15 protein-coding genes are annotated in these 19,894 nt (G+C 73.7%); 7 read left to right on the forward strand and 8 right to left on the reverse strand.

Going from position 1 to position 19,894, the window contains the following annotated elements; genetic code table 11:
• Window positions 1-17 precede the first annotated feature (17 nt).
• Both E1262_RS04930 and E1262_RS04935 read left to right on the forward strand, forming a co-directional pair.
• Window positions 18-950: a hypothetical protein gene (locus tag E1262_RS04930; protein WP_132101894.1), complete on the forward strand. Its 933-nt coding sequence runs from the start codon at window positions 18-20 to the stop codon at window positions 948-950.
• Entirely contained in the window at window positions 947-3,157 is a 2,211-nt protein-coding gene (locus E1262_RS04935; protein ID WP_132101895.1) for a heavy metal translocating P-type ATPase, read from the forward strand. Before E1262_RS04930 ends, E1262_RS04935 begins: the two co-directional genes overlap by 4 nt.
• Here the strand turns inward: E1262_RS04935 and E1262_RS04940 are convergent.
• On the reverse strand, window positions 3,141-4,238 hold the full coding sequence (locus tag E1262_RS04940) for a CapA family protein (RefSeq protein ID WP_132101896.1): 1,098 nt from the start codon (window positions 4,236-4,238) through the stop codon (window positions 3,141-3,143). The genes E1262_RS04935 and E1262_RS04940 overlap by 17 nt on opposite strands.
• Before the next feature lie 138 nt (window positions 4,239-4,376).
• Between E1262_RS04940 and E1262_RS04945 the strand changes: the two genes are divergently transcribed.
• Window positions 4,377-4,712, forward strand: coding sequence for a PadR family transcriptional regulator (locus E1262_RS04945; protein ID WP_132101897.1), 336 nt, complete (start codon window positions 4,377-4,379; stop codon window positions 4,710-4,712).
• Window positions 4,709-5,908: an HAAS signaling domain-containing protein gene (locus E1262_RS04950; protein WP_132101898.1), complete on the forward strand. Its 1,200-nt coding sequence runs from the start codon at window positions 4,709-4,711 to the stop codon at window positions 5,906-5,908. Before E1262_RS04945 ends, E1262_RS04950 begins: the two co-directional genes overlap by 4 nt.
• A gap of 4 nt (window positions 5,909-5,912) precedes the next feature.
• Here E1262_RS04950 and E1262_RS04955 read toward each other — a convergent pair whose 3' ends face one another.
• Window positions 5,913-6,785: an aldehyde dehydrogenase family protein gene (locus E1262_RS04955; RefSeq protein ID WP_203453546.1), complete on the reverse strand. Its 873-nt coding sequence runs from the start codon at window positions 6,783-6,785 to the stop codon at window positions 5,913-5,915.
• On the reverse strand, window positions 6,785-8,239 hold the full coding sequence (locus E1262_RS04960) for an aldehyde dehydrogenase family protein (protein WP_132101899.1): 1,455 nt from the start codon (window positions 8,237-8,239) through the stop codon (window positions 6,785-6,787). Before E1262_RS04960 ends, E1262_RS04955 begins: the two co-directional genes overlap by 1 nt.
• Before the next feature lie 151 nt (window positions 8,240-8,390).
• Here E1262_RS04960 and E1262_RS04965 point away from each other — a divergent pair, with 151 nt between their 5' ends.
• Window positions 8,391-9,914 carry a sialidase family protein gene (locus tag E1262_RS04965; RefSeq protein ID WP_132101900.1) on the forward strand — a complete coding sequence of 508 codons (1,524 nt, stop codon included), beginning with the start codon at window positions 8,391-8,393 and terminating at the stop codon, window positions 9,912-9,914.
• 10 nt (window positions 9,915-9,924) lie between these two features.
• Here E1262_RS04965 and deoC read toward each other — a convergent pair whose 3' ends face one another.
• Window positions 9,925-10,872: a deoxyribose-phosphate aldolase gene (deoC, locus tag E1262_RS04970; RefSeq protein ID WP_132101951.1), complete on the reverse strand. Its 948-nt coding sequence runs from the start codon at window positions 10,870-10,872 to the stop codon at window positions 9,925-9,927.
• Window positions 10,873-11,124: 252 nt separating this feature from the next.
• Between deoC and E1262_RS04975 the strand changes: the two genes are divergently transcribed.
• Complete coding sequence (locus tag E1262_RS04975; protein WP_132101901.1) at window positions 11,125-12,078, forward strand: fibronectin type III domain-containing protein; 954 nt, start codon at window positions 11,125-11,127, stop codon at window positions 12,076-12,078.
• 117 nt (window positions 12,079-12,195) lie between these two features.
• On the opposite strand, the gene E1262_RS04980 is transcribed toward E1262_RS04975, so the two are convergent.
• Complete coding sequence (locus E1262_RS04980) at window positions 12,196-13,875, reverse strand: phospho-sugar mutase (protein WP_132101902.1); 1,680 nt, start codon at window positions 13,873-13,875, stop codon at window positions 12,196-12,198.
• A gap of 65 nt (window positions 13,876-13,940) precedes the next feature.
• Here E1262_RS04980 and E1262_RS04985 point away from each other — a divergent pair, with 65 nt between their 5' ends.
• Window positions 13,941-17,156, forward strand: a complete 3,216-nt coding sequence (locus E1262_RS04985; RefSeq protein ID WP_132101903.1) for an AfsR/SARP family transcriptional regulator — start codon at window positions 13,941-13,943, stop codon at window positions 17,154-17,156.
• A 4-nt stretch (window positions 17,157-17,160) separates the two neighbouring features.
• On the opposite strand, the gene E1262_RS04990 is transcribed toward E1262_RS04985, so the two are convergent.
• The 3 genes from E1262_RS04990 to E1262_RS05000 form a co-directional block, all read right to left on the reverse strand.
• The gene (locus tag E1262_RS04990) at window positions 17,161-17,997 is read right to left on the reverse strand and encodes an ABC transporter permease (protein WP_132101904.1); all 837 of its coding nucleotides are present in this window, start codon (window positions 17,995-17,997) and stop codon (window positions 17,161-17,163) included.
• The gene (locus E1262_RS04995; protein WP_132101905.1) at window positions 17,994-18,962 is read right to left on the reverse strand and encodes an ATP-binding cassette domain-containing protein; all 969 of its coding nucleotides are present in this window, start codon (window positions 18,960-18,962) and stop codon (window positions 17,994-17,996) included. The genes E1262_RS04990 and E1262_RS04995 overlap by 4 nt, the downstream gene beginning before the upstream one ends.
• A 109-nt stretch (window positions 18,963-19,071) precedes the next feature.
• Entirely contained in the window at window positions 19,072-19,884 is an 813-nt protein-coding gene (locus tag E1262_RS05000; protein WP_132101906.1) for a purine-nucleoside phosphorylase, read from the reverse strand.
• Window positions 19,885-19,894 lie beyond the last annotated feature (10 nt).

Genomic DNA, 19,894 nt, shown 5'->3' on the forward strand with positions numbered 1-19,894 from the left:
CCCACGGAGGTAGTGCCATGAACGCGCCGGCCAAGCTCGCCGTATACGCGCTGTGCCTTGCCGGCGCGTTCGGCCTGGCGGCCGGGGCCGGCCGCATCGTCGGCCCGATCGGCGAGGACGACGCCCCGGTCGCGTCCGAACCGGAGGTTCCGGCCGAAGGTGGGCACGGCGACGACGGCGACAGCGGCGGTCACGGGGAATCGCCGGATGAGAACGCCGAGGACGCTCCCGCCGCCGACCTGCCGGGCGGGCTGATGGTCTCCGACCACGGCTACACGTTCGCGCTGACGGCGGACACCCTGCCGGCCGGCCCGGCGCAGCCCGTGTCGTTCGTCATCGACGGCCCCGACGGCGTCGTCACCGAGTTCGACGTCGAGCACGAGCAGGAGCTGCACCTCATCGCCGTCCGCCGCGACCTCACCGGCTACCAGCACGTCCACCCGGTCCGGGCCGTCGACGGCACCTGGTCCGTCCCGCTGGACCTCACCCCCGGCGAGTGGAAGCTGTTCGCCGACTTCTCCACCCACGGCGAGGCGCTGACGCTCGGCACGGACCTGTCCGTCCCGGGCGACTATCAGCCGGCGCCGCTGCCCGCGCCCGGCACGACCGCGGAGGTCGACGGCTACGCCGTCACGCTCGGCGGCGAGCTGCACCCGGGTGAGGAGTCCAAGCTCACGCTGTCCGTCAGCCGCGACGGCGTCCCGGTGACCGACCTGGAGCCGTATCTCGGCGCCTACGGCCACCTGGTCGCGTTGCGCGACGGCGACCTCGCCTACCTGCACGTCCACCCCGAGGGCGAGCCCGGCGACGGCGTCACGGCGCCCGGCCCGGACGTCTCGTTCTTCGCCACCGCCGCGTCCGCGGCCGACTACCGGCTGTTCTTCGACTTCGAGCACGACGGCGTCGTGCGGACCGCGGAGTTCACCGTCACCGCCGAGGAGGACCGATGAGCACCGTCGACCTCGAGATCGGCGGCATGACCTGCGCCTCGTGCGCCACGCGGGTCGAGAAGAAGCTGAACAAGCTCGACGGCGTCACCGCCACCGTCAACTACGCCACGGAGAAGGCGCGGGTCACCTTCGCCGACGACGTGAGTACCGCCCAGCTGGTCGAGGCGGTCGAGTCCGCCGGCTACACGGCGCGGGTGCCGCAGCCGGAACCGCCGGCGGAGGCGGCCGCCGACCCCGTCCGTACGCTGCGCGACCGGCTGATCCTGTCCGCCGTGCTCAGCGTGCCGGTCATCCTGCTGGCCATGGTGCCGGCCTGGCAGTTCGACTACTGGCAGTGGCTGTCGCTGACACTGGCCGCGCCGGTCGTGCTGGGCGCCGGGTTCACGTTCCACAAGGCGGCCTGGACCAATCTGCGGCACGGCACCGCCACCATGGACACGCTCATCTCGATGGGCACGCTGGCCGCCCTCGGCTGGTCGGTGTACGCGCTGTTCTGGGGCACCGCGGGCATGCCGGGCATGACGCACCCGTTCGAGCTGACCATCGCTCGGGGCGGCGGCGACGGCGAGATCTACCTCGAGGTGGCCGCCGGCGTCACGACGTTCATCCTGGCCGGACGGTACTTCGAGGCCCGGTCGAAGCGGCGGGCCGGTGCGGCGCTGCGGGCGCTGCTCGAGCTGGGCGCCAAGGAGGTCTCCGTCCTGCGCGACGGCGTCGAGCGGCGCATTCCGGCCGATGAGCTCGCGGTCGGCGACCTGTTCGTGGTCCGCCCGGGGGAGAAGATCGCCACCGACGGCGTCGTCACCGAGGGTGCGTCCGCAATCGACCGGTCGATGCTCACCGGCGAGTCCGTCCCGGTCGAGGTGGCTGCGGGCGACGAGGTGACCGGCGCGACCGTCAACGCGCACGGCCGGCTGGTCGTGCGGGCGACCCGGATCGGCGCCGACACCCAGCTCGCGCAGCTGGCCAAGTTGGTCGAGGACGCGCAGAGCGGCAAGGCCGAGGTCCAGCGGCTGGCCGACCGCGTCTCCGGCATCTTCGTGCCGATCGTCATCGGGCTTGCGGTCGCCACGCTGGGCTTCTGGCTGGGCACCGGCGGCGGGGCCGCGGCGGCGTTCGCGGCCGGGGTCGCCGTGCTGATCATCGCCTGCCCGTGCGCGCTCGGCCTGGCCACGCCGACGGCGCTGCTGGTCGGCACCGGCCGCGGTGCGCAGCTGGGCATCATCATCAAGGGACCGCAGGTGCTGGAGTCGACCCGCCGCGTCGACACCGTCGTGCTGGACAAGACCGGCACGGTCACCACCGGCACGATGACGCTGGTCGAGGTGGTCACCGCCGACGGCGAGTCCGAGGAGGACGTGCTGCGGCTGGCCGGCGCGCTGGAGGACGCGTCGGAGCACCCGATCGCCCGGGCCGTCGCCGACGGCGCCCGGACGCGGGTGGGCGCGCTGCCCGCCGTCGAGGACTTCCGCAACGTCGAGGGCCTCGGCGTGCAGGGCGTCGTCGACGGGCACGGAGTGCTGGCCGGCCGGCCGCGGCTACTCGCGGAGTGGTCGGTGTCGCTGCCGCCGTCGCTGACGGTGGCGATGGAGCGGGCCGAGGCCGCGGGCCGCACCGCCGTCGCCGTCGCGTGGGACGGCGTCGCACGCGGCGTGCTGGTGGTCGCCGACGCCGTGAAGCCGACGTCCGCGGCCGCGATCGAGCGGCTGCGCGGGCTGGGGCTGACGCCGATCCTGCTCACCGGCGACAACGAGGCGACCGCCCGCTCGGTGGCCCGCGAGGTGGGCATCGAGGACGTCATCGCCGAGGTGCTGCCGGCCGACAAGGTCGACGTCGTGAAGCGGCTGCAGAGCGAGGGCAACGTCGTCGCGATGGTCGGCGACGGGGTCAACGACGCCGCGGCGCTGGCTCAGGCCGACCTCGGCCTGGCGATGGGCACCGGCACCGACGTCGCGATCGAGGCGTCCGACCTCACGCTGGTCCGCGGCGACCTGAACGCGGCGGCCGACGCGATCCGGCTGGCCCGGCGCACGCTCTCGACCATCAAGGGCAATCTGTTCTGGGCGTTCGGCTACAACGTCGCGGCGCTGCCGCTGGCCGCGGCCGGGCTGCTCAACCCGATGCTCGCGGGCGCGGCGATGGCGTTCTCGTCGGTGTTCGTGGTGTCGAACAGCCTGCGGCTGCGCCGGTTCAGGGCAGCGGCCTGAGGTCGGTGCACTCGCGAAGGGCGGCGCGGCCGGCGATCATCGCCCCGGCCGCGTCGCCCGTCGCGAACACCGGGAGGCCGTCGGCGCCGATCCGCGCGGGCGCCCAGCTCTCCGCCGTCACCGCCCCGTTCTCCACTGCCAGGGTGAGCACACCGGTCGTCGACGTCGCCTCGGAGGCCTGCGTGTACCAGGCGAAGTTGCCCAGCCCGTACGCCACGTAGGCGTCACCGGCCGGGGCCAGGCCGGCGCCCTGCAGCTGGTGTGTGTGGCTGCCGACGACGACGTCGGCGGTGGTCGCGAGCGCCGTTGCGAGGGAGAGCTGCGACGGGCTCGGGCAGCTCTCGCCCTGCACGCCCCAGTGCAGGTACACCACGACGACGTCGGCGCTCCGCCGGGCCTGGGCGACGGCGTCCAGGAGCGGCGCCGGGTCGAGCGCTGTCGCGACCCCGGCGGTGGCGGCGGTGGCGGCCCAGTGAGCGGTCGGGTCGGCGCCGGGGTCGTCCGGCACGTTCGCCCCGATGACGGCGACCGTCGTGCCCCGGACGTCCCGGATCGCCGGGGCGAACGCCTCCGTGACGTTCGCGCCGACGCCGACGACGTCGAGGCCCGGTCGCGCGGCCGCGCTGCCCGCCAGCGTGTCGGTCAGCCCGTCCGGGCCGAAGTCCATCGCGTGGTTGTTCGCCATCGTGACGACGTCGACGCCGGCCGCCGCGAGCGCCGCGAACGCCGTCGTCGGGGCCTGGAACGTGAACCGCTTGCCCGGCTCCGGCGCGCCGCTGGTCCCGACCGCCGTCTCCAGGTTGACGACCGTGAGGTCGGCGGCGCCCAGCTGCGCGGCGATCGGGGCGAACGCGGTGGCGGGGTCGTCAAGGCGGGCGCGCAGGGCGCCCTCGAAGTGGATGTCGCCGGCGAACGCCAGCGTGACCGCCGCCGGCTCCGGCGTGGGCGTCGGCGTGGGCGTCGGCGCGGGGCTGGCGCTGGGCGTCGGGGTCGGTGTCGCGGACGGTGCGCCGACCCCGTCGCTGCCGGCACAGCTCGCGAGCAGCGCCGCGGCCAGCAGCAGAATCGCGCGCCCACGCATGTCGTGACCCTACGCCCGCCCCTCCGCCCCATGATCATCAAGGATCGACCACGTCATGATGTGGTCGATCCTTGATGATCATGGGCTCTCCGGCGTGTCGCGCCTTCCGTGGTAGTGCGCAGTGCATAATAGTGCGCCATGGACACCAGTCAGCTCCTCAAGGGAGTGCTCGACCTCGCGGTGCTCGCGGTGCTGCGCGAGGAGGACGGCTACGGCTACGACGTCGTGCGGCGGCTGCGCGCGGCCGGCCTGACGGAGGTCGGCGACGCGTCGGTGTACGGGACGCTGCGGCGGCTGTACCATGCCGGCGCGCTGACCACGTACGTCGTGCCGTCCGAGGAGGGCCCGCACCGCAAGTACTACAGCCTCAACGGAACCGGCCGCGACCTGCTGCGACGCTCGGCCAAGACGTGGCGCGAGTTCGCCGGGGTGCTGACGGAGCTGGTCGACCACTCCACGAAGGAGGCAGCGTGAGCACCACCCGGGCCACCGCCCACCCGGCCGTCGCGACGTACGTCGCCGCGGTGCGCGAGGAGCTCCGTGACCTGCCGGCGGACGAGCTGGCCGAGATCGCCGAGGACGTCCGTGACCACCTCGACCACGTCGCCGCCGAGTACGGCGACGACGTCACCGCCGGCGTGCTGATCGACCGGCTGGGCGCGCCGGCGGCGTACGCGGCCGAGCTGCGCGCCGCGGCCGGGCTGCCGCAGCCGGCCCCGGAGACCGCGCCGGTACGGGACGGGTTCGTGCGGCGGCTGCTGCGGTTCATGGTCGCGTTCTTCGGCTGGGCCGCGGTCGGGCTGGGTGCGGTCGCGTTCGTCGACACGCTGTTCGGGCTGAGCGGCGCCCCGGCGATGTTCGCGGTGCCGGCACTGGTGGCCGCCATCGTCGCCGTCGGGGCGGCGCTGCTGCTGGTGACCGGCCGCGAGGACCCGGTCGCCGAGCTGCGCCGGGTCCCGACCGCGCCGCTGCTGGCGCAGGTCGAGGAGTGGGTGCGCAGCGTGCCGTGGGGACGGCCGGCCATCGAGCTGGTGGCGTCGCTGCGGCCGGCCTGGTGGATCGCCCGGGCCGGCGCGCTGGCGCTGATCGCCGCGTACGTGGCCGAAAGCATCCCGTTCGGCCTGGCGGTGTTCCTCGGCGCGGTGGTCGCGTCGGTGTGGCTCGGCCGGCGGACGGCGGCGGACGAGATCCGCGGGCGGCGCCTGGTCGCGGTCCAGGCGGCCAACGCCGCGCTGGCCATCGGCGGACTGGTGGTGGCCGGTGTGGCGGTCGACTACGCCGCCCGCGACCGTGTGCAGTACGTCGACGGCGGCTACGACTACACTGGCCCGGCCGCATACGGCGGGCCGGGCTTCTACGACGAGAACGGCACGCAAGTCACCAACATCTTTCCATACGGTCCTGATGGCACGCTGCTGGAGAACGTCCGGCTCTACGACCAGAACGGCAACCCGATCGACCTCGGCTGGTTCGAAGAGTGCTACGACGGCGCCTACGACGAGCAGTCGTTCACCGCCGCCAACCCCTGGGGCGACCACGTCTTCCCGCGGCTGACGGTCGACGTGGATCGGGACGGTCAGTGCGGGCAGCCGGCGCTCGACGCGCCGTTCGGGACGCTGCTCCCAGGCGCGACGGCGCCGACGCCGACCGGGACGCCCTCGCCGAAATGACGGGTCAGACGCCGACCGGGTGCCAGACGGTCTTGATCTCCAGGTAGGCGGTGATGCGCTCGAGGCCGGGCTCGGCGATCCAGTCGGGCTCGGCCTCCGGCGCGCGCACGACCCGCTTGAGGTTGTCGGCGGCCGCCAGCTCCAGCTCGCGCGCTTGCTCGGCGTCGCCGGCAGCACCGGTCAGGTCGACGGCGTTGACGTCCATGTGCGCGGCCAGGATCGGCGCGGTGTCGGCCAGCGTCCCGGTGAGGATGTTCACCACGCCGCCAGGCACGTCGGACGTCGCCAGCACCTCGGACAGCGTGATGGCCGGCAGCGGCCGGTCCGCCGACGCCAGGAGCACCGCCGTGTTGCCGCCGACGATGACTGGCGCCAGCACCGACACCAGGCCGAGCAACGACGACCGCTGGGGCGCGAGTACGGCGACCACGCCGGTCGGCTCGGGCACGGAGAAGTCGAAGTAGGGCCCGGCGACCGGGTTGCTCGACCCGACCACCTGGGCGATCTTGTCCGCCCACCCGGCGTACCAGACCCAGCGGTCGATGGCCTCGTCGACCAGCGCCGACGCCTTGCCGCGGGCCAGGCCCTCGCCGGCGGCGACCTCGTTGACGAACTGGGCGTGCCGGCCCTCCATGACCTCGGCGACGCGGTAGAGCACCTGGCCGCGGTTGTACGCCGTCGCGCCGGACCAGCCGGGCAGCGCCTTGCGGGCGGCGACGACGGCGTCGCGGGCGTCCTTGCGCGAGGCCCAGGCGGCGTTGGCCAGCAACCCGCCCTTGGCGTCGGTGACCTCGTAGGACCGGCCGGACTCCGAGCGGGGGAACTTGCCGCCGACGTACAGCTTGTAAGTCTTCTTCACAGCCAGTCGCTCGGCCATCAGTGCTCCGCCTTCAGGTATGCCAGTAGACCGTGCCGGCCGCCCTCGCGGCCGTAGCCGGACTCCTTGTAGCCGCCGAACGGCGACGTCGGGTCGAACCGGTTGAACGTGTTGGCCCAGACGACGCCGGCCCGCAGCTGCTGCGCCATCGACAGGATGCGCGAGCCCTTCTCCGTCCACACACCGGCGGACAGCCCGTACGGTGTGTTGTTGGCCTTCTCGACCGCCTCGGCCGGGGTGCGGAACGTCAGCACCGACAGCACCGGGCCGAAGATCTCCTCGCGGGCGATGCGGTGCGCCTGGCTGACGCCGGTGAACACCGTCGGCGGGAACCAGAAGCCGCGCTCGGGCAGCTCGCACTCCGGCGACCAGCGCTCGGCGCCCTCGGCCTCGCCCACCTCGGACAGCTCGCGGATGCGGGCCAGCTGGTCGGCGGAGTTGATGGCGCCGATGTCGGTGTTCTTGTCCAGCGGGTCGCCGACTCGCAGCGTGCCGAGCCGCCGCTTCAGCCGGCCCAGGACCTCGTCGTACACCGACTCCTGCACCAGCAGCCGCGAGCCCGCGCAGCACACGTGCCCCTGGTTGAAGAAGATGCCGTTGACGATGCCCTCGACCGCCTGGTCGATCGGCGCGTCGTCGAACACGATGTTCGCGGCCTTGCCACCCAGCTCGAGCGTCGCCTTCTTCACGCTGCCGGCGACGCTACGGGCGATCTGCTTGCCGACCTCGGTGGACCCGGTGAACGCGACCTTGTCGACGCCCGGGTGCTCGACCAGGGCCCGGCCGGTGTCGCCGGCGCCGGTGACGATGTTGACGACGCCCGGCGGGAGGTCGGCCTGCTGGCAGATCTCGGCGAACAGCAGCGCTGTCAGAGGTGTGGTCTCGGCCGGCTTGAGCACGACGGTGTTCCCGGCGGCCAGCGCCGGCGCGATCTTCCACGCCAGCATGAGCAGCGGGAAGTTCCACGGGATGACCTGGCCTGCGACGCCATATGGCTGCGGTGGTCGGGACGGTGTACTCGGACCGCCGGCCCACGCCAGCTTGTCGGCCCAACCGGCGTAGTAGAAGAAGTGCGCCGCGACCAGCGGGATGTCGACGTCGCGCGACTCGCGGATCGGCTTGCCGTTGTCGATCGACTCGAGGACGGCCAGCTCGCGGGCGCGCTCCTGGATGATCCGCGCGATGCGGAACAGGTACTTGCCGCGGTCGCGGCCGGACAGCTCCGACCAGGTGCGCTCGTAGGCCCGGCGGGCCGCCTGGACGGCCTTGTCGACGTCGTCGACGCCGGCCGCCGCGATCTCGGCCAGCACCTCCTCGGTGGCCGGGTTGACCGACTTGAACATCGACCCGTCGACGGGATCGACGAACTCGCCGTTCACGAACAGGCCGTACGAGCTCTTGATGTCGACGATGGCCCGCGACTCAGGCGCGGGGGCGTACTCGAACTTCGTCATGGGGATCAGTCCACGGTCACTCGGTCGGCCTGCACGGTACCCAGCGTAGGCGCTCCGGCCCGCCGCCGTTTGTCCGTACCGGTGCTTGCGCGGGCGGGGCCGCGGTGCCAGCGTCGGGGACCGTGTGAATCGACCTCGGGGGGCGACTTCTATGCCTAGTCGGCGAGCTGTCACGTTCATCGCGGGCTCCGCAGTCATCGTGGCCGGCGCGATCCCGGCGATCGCCGCGCCGTTCACGACCGGGCCGCTGGTCCAGGTCTCCGGCACCAGCCCGTTCCTGGGCTGCACCGCGGACGCCGTCGAGGACCAGTCCGGGACGGTGTTCCTCAACAGCGAGGTCGAACCGTGGATCGACGTGAACCCGACCGACACGGACAACGTGGTCGGGATCTGGCAGGCCGACCGCTGGTCCAACGGCGGCGCCCGCGGCCTGGTGGCCGGTGTCAGCCAGGACGGGGGCAGCACCTGGCAGCAGGTGGTCATCCCGGGCATCTCGCTGTGCTCGGGTGGCACGTACGACCGGTCGACCGACCCCTGGGTGTCGTTCGGACCCGACGGCCGGCTGCACCAGCTGGCGCTGTCGTTCAACGACGTCGCGCCGCCGTTCGAGCCGCGCGACTTCGACCACGCGCTGCTGGCCAGCTACTCCGACGACGGCGGCCTGACCTGGACCGACCCGGTCGAGGTGATCCGTGACCTGGACGCCAACGTGTTCAACGACAAGCAGTCCATCACCGCCGACCCCACCGATCCGGACCTCGTCTACGCGGTCTGGGACCGGCTGGTCTTCCCCGGCAGTGAGCGGGCCAGCGTGATCGCCGGCTTCGTCACCGCTGCCTTCAGCGGGCCGGCCTGGTTCGCCCGCAGCACCGACGGCGGCGAGACCTGGGAGGCGCCGAAGGAGATCTACGACCCCGGCATGCGGGACCAGACCATCGGCAACCAGATCGTCGTGCAGCCGGACGGCACGCTCGTGAACGTCTTCAACGAGATCCGCAACGACAACCGCGGCGGCCGGCGCGGCAACAACGTGGCCGTCATGATCTCGGAGGACCAGGGCGTCACCTGGTCCGAGCGGATCTTCGTCAGCCGGCTCGGCACCATCGAGATCACCGACCCCGACACCGGCGACCCCGTCCGCACAGGCGACATCATCCCGGAGGTCGCCGTGGACCGCGAGACCGGCGCCCTGTACGTCGTCTGGCAGGACGCGCGCTTCAGCGGCGGCCGGTTCGACAGCATCGCGTTCTCACAGTCGCTGGACGGCGGGCTGACCTGGTCGCAGCCGATCAAGATCAACGCCACACCGGGGACGGTGCCGCCCGGCAACCAGCAGGCGTTCACGCCGTCGGTGCACGTGGCCGACGACGGGACCGGGGGGGTCACGTACTACGACTTCCGCAACAACACACCGTCGCCCACGACGCTGCCCACCGACTACTGGATGGTGCACTGCCACCCGACGACGCCGACGGCCTGCGCCAGCGCGGCGAACTGGGGCAACGAGGTCCGGCTCACGAACACGCCGTTCGACATGCGGCTGGCGCCGTTCGCGCGGGGGTTCTTCACCGGCGACTACGAGGGCCTGTCGAACATCGGGACGGACTTCGCGGCGTTCTTCTCACAGTCGAACGGTACCGACCCGGCGAGCACGTTCTTCCGCACGGCCGGGTGATAGTGGGCCGTCAGTCGAGGGTGAAGTAGTCGGGACCCGCGTACCGGCCGGTGGCGATCTTCTGCCGCTGCATGAGCAGGTCGTTCAGCAGGCTGGAGGCGCCCAGGCGGAACCAGTCGGGGTCGAGCCAGTCGTCGCCGACGGTCTCGTTGACCAGAACCAGGTATTTGATGGCGTCCTTGCTGGTCCGGATGCCGCCGGCGGGCTTCACGCCGATCTGGCGGCCGGTGGCCTCGCGGAAGTCGCGGACCGCCTCGAGCATGACCAGCGTGACAGGCAGGGTCGCGGCCGGCGCGACCTTGCCGGTGCTGGTCTTGATGAAGTCGCCGCCGGCCAGCATGGCCAGCCAGGACGCCCGCCGGACGTTGTCGTACGTGGCCAGCTCGCCGGTCTCGAGGATCACCTTGAGGTGGGCGTCGCCGGCGGCCTGCTTGACCGCGACGATCTCGTCGAACACCTCGCCGTAGCGGCCGGCGAGGAACGCACCGCGGTCGATGACCATGTCGACCTCGTCGGCGCCGGCCGCGACCGCCTCACGCGTGTCGGCCTCCTTGACCGCCAGGCTCGTGCGCCCCGACGGGAACCCGGTGGCGACGCTGGCGACCTTGACCGGGCTGTTCGGGCCGAGGGCCTCCTTCGCCGTCGCGACCAGGTCGGGGTAGACGCAGACCGCCGCGACCCGCGGGACGGTGCGGTCGGACGGGTCGGGGCGCAGCGCCTTCGCGCACAGTGCCCGCACCTTGCCGGGGGTGTCCTGGCCCTCCAGCGTGGTGAGGTCGATCATCGAGATGGCGAGGTCGATGGCGTACTGCTTGGCCGTGGTCTTGATGGACCGCGTGGCCAGCGCGGCCGCCCGGGCCTCGGCACCGGTCTGGTCGACCCCCGGCAGGCCGTGCAGGAAGCGGCGCAGCGACGCCTCGGAGGAGGCGATGTCGGACAGGCGCGCGTCGTCGAGCATGGTCACGCGTCGAGTCTAGGCGCTCGTCCGCCAGTCCAGATCTCGCCGGAGCTCCCGCCGCAGCACCCCATCGAGGTGACCCGCCGATGGCTGAGGGATCTGTGCGGCCCTGGCTACCCGAATCCCTCGACCACGCGCGCCGTGTGACCGACCGCGGACCCGACGCACCCACGGATCGGGTCCGGGAGCCTCAATCCCCGGAGCCGATTCCCACGTACACCAGGCGACGCCGATCGATCGAGGAGGTTCGACATGCACGTACGCAGGCGTTTCGTCGCACTCGCTGCGGGGTTGACCACGGCGCTGTCACTGGGCCTGGCCGGGCCGGCGACGGCGACCGCGGGGACCGCGCCGCCGACCCCGTTCAACTTCTACGTCAACAACGTCACCGACACACTGGTCTCGATGCAGTGGTCGCCCGGGGCCCTCACCGAGCCGACCAGGTGGCGCGTCTACCAGAACGACGTGCTGGTCACCACGAGCCTCGGCAGCGCCTACGTCGCCCGGAACCTGGTACCGGGACAGACGTACGGCTACCGGATCGTCGCCGTGGACGCGTCCGGCGATGTCGCCGCGCCCACTCGGACGATCACCGTCACCACCCGCGGTCCCGGTGTCCAGCCGGGCGCGCCGTCCGGCCTGAGGGCCACCGAGGTCTCACCTGCGCGCGTGAGCCTGGAGTTCGACCGCCCGGGCGACGAGTTCGACGTCTGGGCCTACCAGGTCTTCGACGGGCCGACGCTGGTCGGCACGGCGGCCGCGCGGTTCGCGCAGCCGACGGCGACGGTGACGATCCGGCGGCTGGCGCCGGGCAGCGCGCACTCGTACACCGTACGAGCCCTCCGGAGCGGCGGCCTGTCGGCGCCGTCGAACGCGCTGGCCGTCACGACGCCGGCCACCACCGACGTCACGCCGCCGGGCACGCCGTCCGGGCTGACGGGCCGGATCGCCCGCTACACCTGCGACAACGCGGCCCTCACGTGGACGCCCTCGGCCGACGACCGCGATGCCGCGGCGGACATCGATTACGAGGTGTTCGGCAACGGCCGGCTCATCGGCGTCGCACGCGGCACCGGCGCCGCGACCGTGTGGCTGCCCGACCCCGGCGGCAACACGATCACGGTGCGAGCCGTGGACAGCTCGGGCAACGCCTCCGCCGCCGGCAACGCGATCACGTTGACGGTCGACCCCGCCTGCGAGCCCTAGGTCGTTTCTCCATGATGGCCGTCGGACTAGGCGTGTTCACGGTTCACCAGGAATGCATGCCTGTCAGAGCGAACACACCCTACTCAACGTGATCATTTCCATCGGTGCCCGACAACCCTAGACGCCGAGGCCTAGCGCGGCGGCGACGTCGGCGCGGACGGCGGCCAGCCGGTCGGCGGCAACGGTCCGCGCGGCGGCGACGTCGCCGCCGGCGACCGCGACCACGACCTCGAGGTAGCACTTGAGCTTCGGCTCGGTGCCGCTGGGCCGGACGACGACGCGGGTGGCGTCGGCGGTCAGGTAGCGCAGGCCGTCCGCGGGCGGCAGGCCGCCGTCGCCTGCCAGCAGGTCGTCCGTCGTCACGACGGCGGACCCGCCCAGCGAGGCCGGCGGCGCCGAGCGCAGCCGGGCCATCGCGTCCGCGATCAGCGACAGGTCGTCGACGCGGACGGAGAGCTGGTCGGTGGCGTGCAAGCCGTGTGCCACGGCGAGGTCGTCGAGCACGTCCCAGAGCGTCCGGCCGGCCGCCTTGGTCTGCGCGGCCAGCTCGGCCACCAGCACGGCCGCCGAGATGCCGTCCTTGTCGCGCACCGACTCCGGGTCGGCGCAGTAGCCCAGCGCCTCCTCGTAGCCGTACGCCAGGCCCGGCACCCGGGAGATCCACTTGAATCCGGTCAGCGTCTCCGCGTGCTGCAGGCCGTGCGCGGCGGCGATGCGCCCGAGCAGCCGCGACGACACGATCGAGTTGGCCAGCACGCCGGTGCGGCCGCGCCGGGCCAGGTGCTCGCCGAGCAGCGCGCCCACCTCGTCCCCGTGCAGCATCCGCCAGCCGTTGCCGTCGCGCGCCGGGAGCGCGACCGCGCACCGGTCCGCGTCCGGGTCGTTGGCGATGACGACGTCCGCGCCGACCCGCCGCGCCAGCGCGAGCGCGAGATCGATGGCGCCGGGCTCCTCCGGGTTCGGGAACGCGACGGTGGGGAAGTCCGGATCCGGCTCGGCCTGCTCGGCGACGGTGTGCAGGTCGGTGAAGCCGGCACGGAGCAGCGCCTCGCCCGCGGTGACGCCGCCGACACCGTGCAGCGACGTGTGCACGATGCGGACGTCGCGCGGCCCGCCGCGCTCGGCCACCCCGGCGGCGGCCGCCAGATACGCCGTCACGACGTCCTCGCCGATCTCCGTCCAGCCCGACTCCGCGCGCGGGACCGACGCGACAGACGGGACGGCGTCGATGCGCGCGGCGATCTCGGCGTCGGCAGGCGACACGATCTGCGAGCCGCCGTCCGGGCCGCCGAGGTACACCTTGTAGCCGTTGTCCTGCGGCGGGTTGTGGCTGGCCGTCACCATGACGCCGGCGTCGGCGGACAGGTGCCGTACCGAGAACGCGAGCACCGGTGTCGGCAGCAGCCGCGGCATGACCAGCGCCTCCATGCCGGCCGCGATCAGGACGGCGGCGGTGTCGGTGGCGAAGTCCGACGACCGGTACCGGGCGTCGTAGCCGATGACGACGCGGTGCCGCGAGCCGTTGACCGGGGCGCGGGCCTCGCGCAGGTAGGCTGCGAGGCCGGCGGCGGCACGGATGACGACGGCGCGGTTCATCCGGTTCGGGCCGGCGCCGATGGCGCCGCGCAGGCCCGCGGTGCCGAACTGCAGGAAGCCGGCGAACCGGTCGGCGAGGTCCGCGGACGCGGCGGCGTCGCCGGCCCCGGCGGCGTCGAGCACCGCCTGCAGGTCCGCCCGGGTGGCCGGGTCGGGGTCGTCGGCCAGCCAGGCGCGGGCCTGCTCGAGCACGTCGGTCATCGCGGAACTTCTCCTTCCCGCGAGGCGGACGTGGCGCCGTCCCGCGTTCAGGAGATCCTAGGAGCATGCAGGTCTCGATCCTCGGACCGGTGCGCGTGGGTGCTGCCGGTGAGATCCCGGGCGCGGGCGTACGCGCGCTGCTCGCCCGGCTGGCGCTGGCGCCGGGCCGCGTCGTCGGAGTCGAGACGATCGTCGACGACGTGTGGGCGGGCCGCCCGGCCAACCCCGCCAACGCCGTGCAGGCGGCCGCGTCGCGACTGCGCAAGGCGCTGAACGGCCATGCGGTGACGGTCGAGGCGGCGGCCGGCGGGTACCGGCTCGCGGTCGCCCGCGACGACGTCGACGCCGCCGTGGCCGACGCGCTGCTGGCGTCGGCGACGGCGGCTGTGCGCGACGGCGACCCCGCGACGGCCGCCGCCGCGGCCGGCCGGGCGCTGGAGCTGTGGCGGGGCGAGCCGCTGACCGACGTCGGCGACGCGCCGTTCGCGCCGGTCGAGGCGGCCCGGCTCGGCACCCTGCGGCTGGACCTGCGCCGCACCCGCATCGAGGCCGACCTGCGCCGCGGCGCCCACGCCGACCTGCCGGCCGAGCTGGCCGCGCTGGTCGACGACCACCCGCTCGACGAGGCGCTGCTCGGCCAGCTGATGCGGGCGCTGGTGGCGACCGGGCGGCCGGCCGAGGCGCTGGCCGCCTACGAGGACGGACGGGAGCGGCTCGCGGAGGCGCTCGGCGCCGACCCCGGGCCGCAGCTGCGCGACGTCCACCTTGCGGTGCTGACGCACGACCGGGTGGCGCTGCGCCTGGGCCCGGTGCCGGCCACGACGACCGCCGCCGGCCCGTCCGCCGCCGCGGCGCCCGAGGCGGCCGCCTCGGGCCGGGGGCCCCGGCTGCGCCGGTCCGCGACCCCGCTGCTGGGCCGCGACGACGAGCTGGCGCAGGTCGAGCGGCTGCTGGACGACGCGCGGCTGGTCACACTGCTGGGCCCCGGCGGCGTCGGCAAGACCCGGTTCGCCACCGAGCTCGCGCTGCGCCGGCTGGACCGCACCGGCCGCCCGGTGCACCTCGTCGAGCTGGCCGGCCTGCGCGACGACGCTGACGTGCTGCCGGCCGTGCTGGCCGGCCTGGGCGGCCGCGAGGTCGGCCTGATGGACCTCGCCACGTCACCGGTCGCCCGGCCGCCGCTCGAGCGGCTGCGCGACCTGCTGGCCGACAGCGACGCGCTGATCGTCGTCGACAACTGCGAGCACCTGGTCGACACCGTCGCGCTGGTCGTGCACGAGATCGTCACGGCGTCGGCGCAGGTGCGGGTGCTCGCGACCAGCCGGACCCCGCTGGCCGTCGACGGCGAGGTCGTGCACCCGCTGCCCGCCCTGGCGCTGCCGCCCGCCGGTGCCGACGACGGCCCGCTCGACTACCCGGCCGTGCGGCTGTTCTACGACCGCGCCCGCGCCGCCCGGCCGGCGGCACACCTCGACCCGGCGGTCGTCGCGGACGTCTGCCGGCACCTCGACGGCCTGCCGCTGGCCATCGAGCTGGCCGCGGCGAAGGTGCGGTCGATGTCGGTGGAGCAGCTCGCCGCCCGGCTCGACGACCGGTTCGGGCTGCTGGTTGGCGGGCCGCGCTCGGCGCCGGAGCGGCACCGCACGCTGCTGGCCGTCGTCCGGTGGAGCTGGGAGCTGCTTGACGAGACCGAGCAGGCGGTGCTGCGCCGGCTCGGCGTGCTCCCCGGCGGTGCGGACGCGGCGACCGCGGCCGCCGTCTGCGCGTTCGGCTCGGTCGACGCGGCCGCCGTCGACGCCGCGCTGGCCGGCCTGGCCGACCAGTCCCTGCTGGTCGTCGACGAGTCCGGCGGCACCGTCCGGTTCCGGCTGCTGGAGACCGTCCGCGAGTTCGCCGACGCCGAGCTGGACGCCGCGGGCGAGCGGGCGGCGGCGACGGCCGCGCTGGTCGCCTGGGCGGTCGACCTCGCCGTCCGGGCCGAGCCGAACCTTCGCGGCCACGGTCAGGTCGCGTGGTTCGGTGCGCTGGCCGGCGAGCACGACAACCTGGTGGCCGGGCTGCGCGCCGCCATCGACTCCGGCGACACCCGGTCCGCGTACGCCGTCGCGCTGACGATGTGCTGGTACTGGGCCGCCCTCGGCCTGCACTTCGAGGTCGCCGGCTGGGGCGAGCAGCTGATCCGGATGGACGGACCCGCCGACCCGAGCACCTCCGCCGTGCTCTACGCGGTGATCGTCCCCAACTCCCTGGTCGCCGGCCCCACCCGGATGGGGGCGACGACCATGCGGCGGCTGCGCCGGCTGGTGCGCGGCGACGCCGAGCTGACCCCGCTGGCCCGGGCCTTCGGCGAGCTGGTGCTCGCCGCCATGAACGGCCGGCCGGCCCAGCTGGAGCGGGCTCGCGCGATCGCCGAGGCGTCCGGCGACCCGTGGATGCGTGCCATGGCCGCGCTGTTCTTCAGCCTCATGGCCGACAACGAGGGTGATCGTGAGCGGTCGCGCCGGCTGGCCCAGGAGGCGCGCGCGGGGTTCGCCGCGCTCAGCGACCGGTGGGGCCTGGCGATGACGTCGATGACCCTCGGCATGACGGAGGCGGCCGACGGCGACGGCGCCGCGGCCGTCGAGCTGCTGGACGAGGCGGTGCGCAGTTTCGACGTGCTCGGCGCCGGCGACGACGGCCGCCAGGTGCAGCTGCTGCGGGCGATCATGCGGGTCCGCGCCGGCGACGTCGCGCGCGGGGTCGCCGAGCTGACCGCGCTCATGGAGCGCTATCCGAACGACCCGGAGGTCGCCACCCTGGCGCAGGCCGGGCTGGCCGAGGCCGCCGCGCAGCTGGGCGACGTCGTGTCCATGCTGGCGCACTACGACGTCGCGGTCGCGGCGGCGCGGTCGGAGGAGATCGACGGACCGCCGCAGCTGCGGGTGATGGCGCTGGCCGGCGCGGCCGTCGCCCGGCTGCGGGTCGGCCGCGACGACGTCGACGACCTGCTGGCCGAGGCCTACGGCCTGGCGGTCGCCGATGGCGACCGGCCGGTCGTAGGCATGGTCGCCATCGCCTACGGCCGGCTGGCCCAGGCCCGCGGCGACGGCGCCCGCGCAGCCCGGCTGGTCGCGCTCGGCCGCCGGGTCGGGGCGGTCGAGCTGCTCGGCGACGTCCGCCATCCGGCGCTCGTCGACCTCCCCGAGCCGGACGAACGGCTGCTGGCGGCCGAGCGGGACCGCATCCGCGACCTCCCCGCCGTCGCCGTCGTGCGGGAGATCGGGACGCTGGTCCGGCCCTGAGGCGTCAGGCCTTGCGGCGGTACGCCCGCATGGTGAGCGGCCCGAAGACGGCGACCAGCACCGCGCAGCCGAACAGCGACCACCCGATCGCGCCGGCGTCGGGTGCGCCCGCCATCAGCCCGCGAACCGCGGTGACCAGCTGCGACACCGGGTTGACGTCGACCCACGAGCGTAGCCAGCCGGGCATCGTCGACGGGTCGACGAACACGTTGCTGGCGAACGTCAGCGGGAACATCGCCAGCATGCTGACGCCCTGCACCGCACCGGCCGAGCGCATGACCAGCCCGAGGAAGGCGAAGATCCAGCTCAGCGAGAACGCGAACACCAGCACCAGCAGGCAAGCTGCGAGCACCTCGAGCATGTTGCCGTCCGGCCGGAAGCCCATCGCCATGCCGACGCCGAGGCAGACGACGCCCGCCACGACGTAGCGGATGCCGTCGGCCAGCAGTGCGCCGAGCAGCGCCGCCGGCCGCCAGATCGGCAGCGAGCGGAACCGGTCGAAGATGCCCTTGCCGATGTCGGTGTTCAGCGAGATGCCGGTGTACAGCGACGCCATCACGACGGTCTGCACCAGGATGCCCGGCAGCACGAACTGCAGGTACTCCGTCGTGCTGCCGGAGACGGCGCCGCCGAACAGGTAGACGAACATCACGATGAAGATCACCGGTTGGAGTGTCACGTCGAACAGCTGCTCCGGGATCCGCCGGATCTTCAGCACGCTGCGCCAGCCCAGCGTCAGGCTGGCCGAGAGCGGGCTCGGCGGCTGCGGCCGGTCGACCCGGGCGGCGGCGATGCTGCGCACCGGCCGCTCGACGGCGGGCACTTCGGTGGTGGCGGTCATGCGGCGGTCCTCTCGGTGTCGTCGTCCTCGGCGGCGTGACCGGTCAGGGCGAGGAAGACCTCGTCCAGGCTGGGGCGCTGCACGCCGATCTCGTCGATGCCGACGCCCTCGGCGCGCAGCCGGATCATCAGGTCGGCGACGAGGTCGGGGTCGGCGACCGGCGCCGTGATGACGCCGGCCTCCGGGGTGCGGTGCGGCATCGTGTCCAGCGTCTGCGCGACCAGCCGCTCCGCGAGGTCGCGCTGCGCCTCGTCGGCCAGCCGCAGGTGCAGCGAGCTGCGACCCACGGACGCCTTGAGGTCGGCGCTGGTCCCCTCGGCGATGACGGTGCCGCGGTCGATGACGGCGATCCGGTCGGCCAGCTGGTCGGCCTCGTCGAGGTACTGGGTGGTGAGCAGCACGGTGGTGCCGCCGGCGACGAGGCCGCGGACGATGTCCCACACCTGCCCGCGGCTGCGTGGGTCCAGGCCGGTCGTCGGCTCGTCCAGGAACAGCACGTCCGGCGTGACGACGATGCTCGCCGCGAGGTCGATGCGCCGTCGCATGCCGCCGGAGAAGTGCTTGACCGGCCGGTTCGCGGCCTCGGTCAGGTCGAAGCTCTCCAGCAGCTCGGCGGCGCGTCGCTTCGACTGGGACCGGCTCAGCCCGACCAGCCGCGACTGCAGCACGAGGTTCTCGGTGCCGGTGAGGTCCTCGTCGACCGACGCGTACTGGCCGGTCAGCCCGATCAGCCGGCGCACCTGGTCGGCGTCGTCGACGACGTCGTGGCCCAGCACCCGCGCGCTGCCACCGTCGGGCCGCAGCAGGGTGGTGAGCATGCGGACGGTCGTGGTCTTCCCGGCACCGTTCGGCCCGAGGACCCCGTACACGGTCCCGGCACGGACGGCGAGGTCGACGCCGTCGACGGCGCGGTTCTCGCCGAACGTCTTGACCAGGCCGTGCGCCTCGATGGCCAGTGTGGTCATGCGTCCTCCTGTGGTTCTCGGGCACGTTCTGTGCTCGAGAACCAGCGTCGGGGGAGCGCCTGACCAGCCGCTGACAGAGCGCTGACGGCGTCGCGCCGGCGGGTGGTCGTCAGAGCTCGGCGACGACCGCCGCGAGCAGGCCGCTGATGCGCGGCCCGGCGGCCTGACCCGCCTCGATGACTTCCGCGTGGCTGAGCGGCGTCGCGCTGATGCCGGCGGCGAGGTTGGTGACCAGCGACACGCCGAGCACCTCGAGACCCGCCTCGCGCGCGGCGATCGCCTCCAGCGCCGTCGACATGCCGACGAGGTCGCCGCCGAGGCGCTGCGCCATGCGAACCTCGGCCGGCGTCTCGTAGTGCGGGCCGCGGAACTGGACGTAGACGCCCTCGGGCAGGCTCGGGTCGATCTCGCGGGCGACGGCGCGCAGCCGGGCGGAGTAGAGGTCGGTGAGGTCGACGAAGTTCGCGCCCTCGACCGGCGACGTGGCCGTGAGGTTGATGTGGTCGCTGATCAGCACCGGCGTACCGGCCGGCCACTCCTCGCGCAACCCGCCGCAGCCGTTCGTCAGCACCACCGTCCGCACGCCCGCCGCGGCCGCCGTCCGCACCCCGTGCACGACGGCGCGCGCGCCGCGCCCCTCGTAGAGGTGGGTGCGGGCGCCGAGAACGAGCGCGAGCGTCCCGGTGCCTCTGACCCGGACGGAGCGCAGCGTGCCGACGTGGCCTTCGACGGCCGGCTTGGCGAATCCGGGCACCTCGCTGCTGGGCAGCTCCGCGACGGTCTCGCCGATGAGATCGGCCGCGCCGCCCCAGCCCGACCCCAGGACCAGCGCGATGTCGTGCCGCTCGACCCCGGTGGCGGCGGCGACGTGCTCGGCCGCGGCCAGCGCGGCGGCCTGCGGATCGTCCAGCAGCTCGGTCACCGGCCGACCA

Source organism: Jiangella aurantiaca (genome assembly GCF_004349105.1).
Lineage (GTDB): Bacteria > Actinomycetota > Actinomycetes > Jiangellales > Jiangellaceae > Jiangella > Jiangella aurantiaca.

Excerpts from the sequence above, each read along its gene's own strand:
- E1262_RS04930 (WP_132101894.1), top strand. The coding sequence starts at position 18 with ATGAACGCGCCGGCCAAGCTCGCCGTATACGCGCTGTGCCTTGCCGGC.
- E1262_RS04935 (WP_132101895.1), top strand. The coding sequence starts at position 947 with ATGAGCACCGTCGACCTCGAGATCGGCGGCATGACCTGCGCCTCGTGC.
- E1262_RS04940 (WP_132101896.1), bottom strand. The coding sequence starts at position 4,238 with ATGCGTGGGCGCGCGATTCTGCTGCTGGCCGCGGCGCTGCTCGCGAGC.
- E1262_RS04945 (WP_132101897.1), top strand. The coding sequence starts at position 4,377 with ATGGACACCAGTCAGCTCCTCAAGGGAGTGCTCGACCTCGCGGTGCTC.
- E1262_RS04955 (WP_203453546.1), bottom strand. The coding sequence starts at position 6,785 with ATGGCCGAGCGACTGGCTGTGAAGAAGACTTACAAGCTGTACGTCGGC.
- E1262_RS04960 (WP_132101899.1), bottom strand. The coding sequence starts at position 8,239 with ATGACGAAGTTCGAGTACGCCCCCGCGCCTGAGTCGCGGGCCATCGTC.
- E1262_RS04965 (WP_132101900.1), top strand. The coding sequence starts at position 8,391 with ATGCCTAGTCGGCGAGCTGTCACGTTCATCGCGGGCTCCGCAGTCATC.
- deoC (WP_132101951.1), bottom strand. The coding sequence starts at position 10,872 with ATGCTCGACGACGCGCGCCTGTCCGACATCGCCTCCTCCGAGGCGTCG.
- E1262_RS04975 (WP_132101901.1), top strand. The coding sequence starts at position 11,125 with ATGCACGTACGCAGGCGTTTCGTCGCACTCGCTGCGGGGTTGACCACG.
- E1262_RS04980 (WP_132101902.1), bottom strand. The coding sequence starts at position 13,875 with ATGACCGACGTGCTCGAGCAGGCCCGCGCCTGGCTGGCCGACGACCCC.
- E1262_RS04985 (WP_132101903.1), top strand. The coding sequence starts at position 13,941 with ATGCAGGTCTCGATCCTCGGACCGGTGCGCGTGGGTGCTGCCGGTGAG.
- E1262_RS04990 (WP_132101904.1), bottom strand. The coding sequence starts at position 17,997 with ATGACCGCCACCACCGAAGTGCCCGCCGTCGAGCGGCCGGTGCGCAGC.
- E1262_RS04995 (WP_132101905.1), bottom strand. The coding sequence starts at position 18,962 with ATGACCACACTGGCCATCGAGGCGCACGGCCTGGTCAAGACGTTCGGC.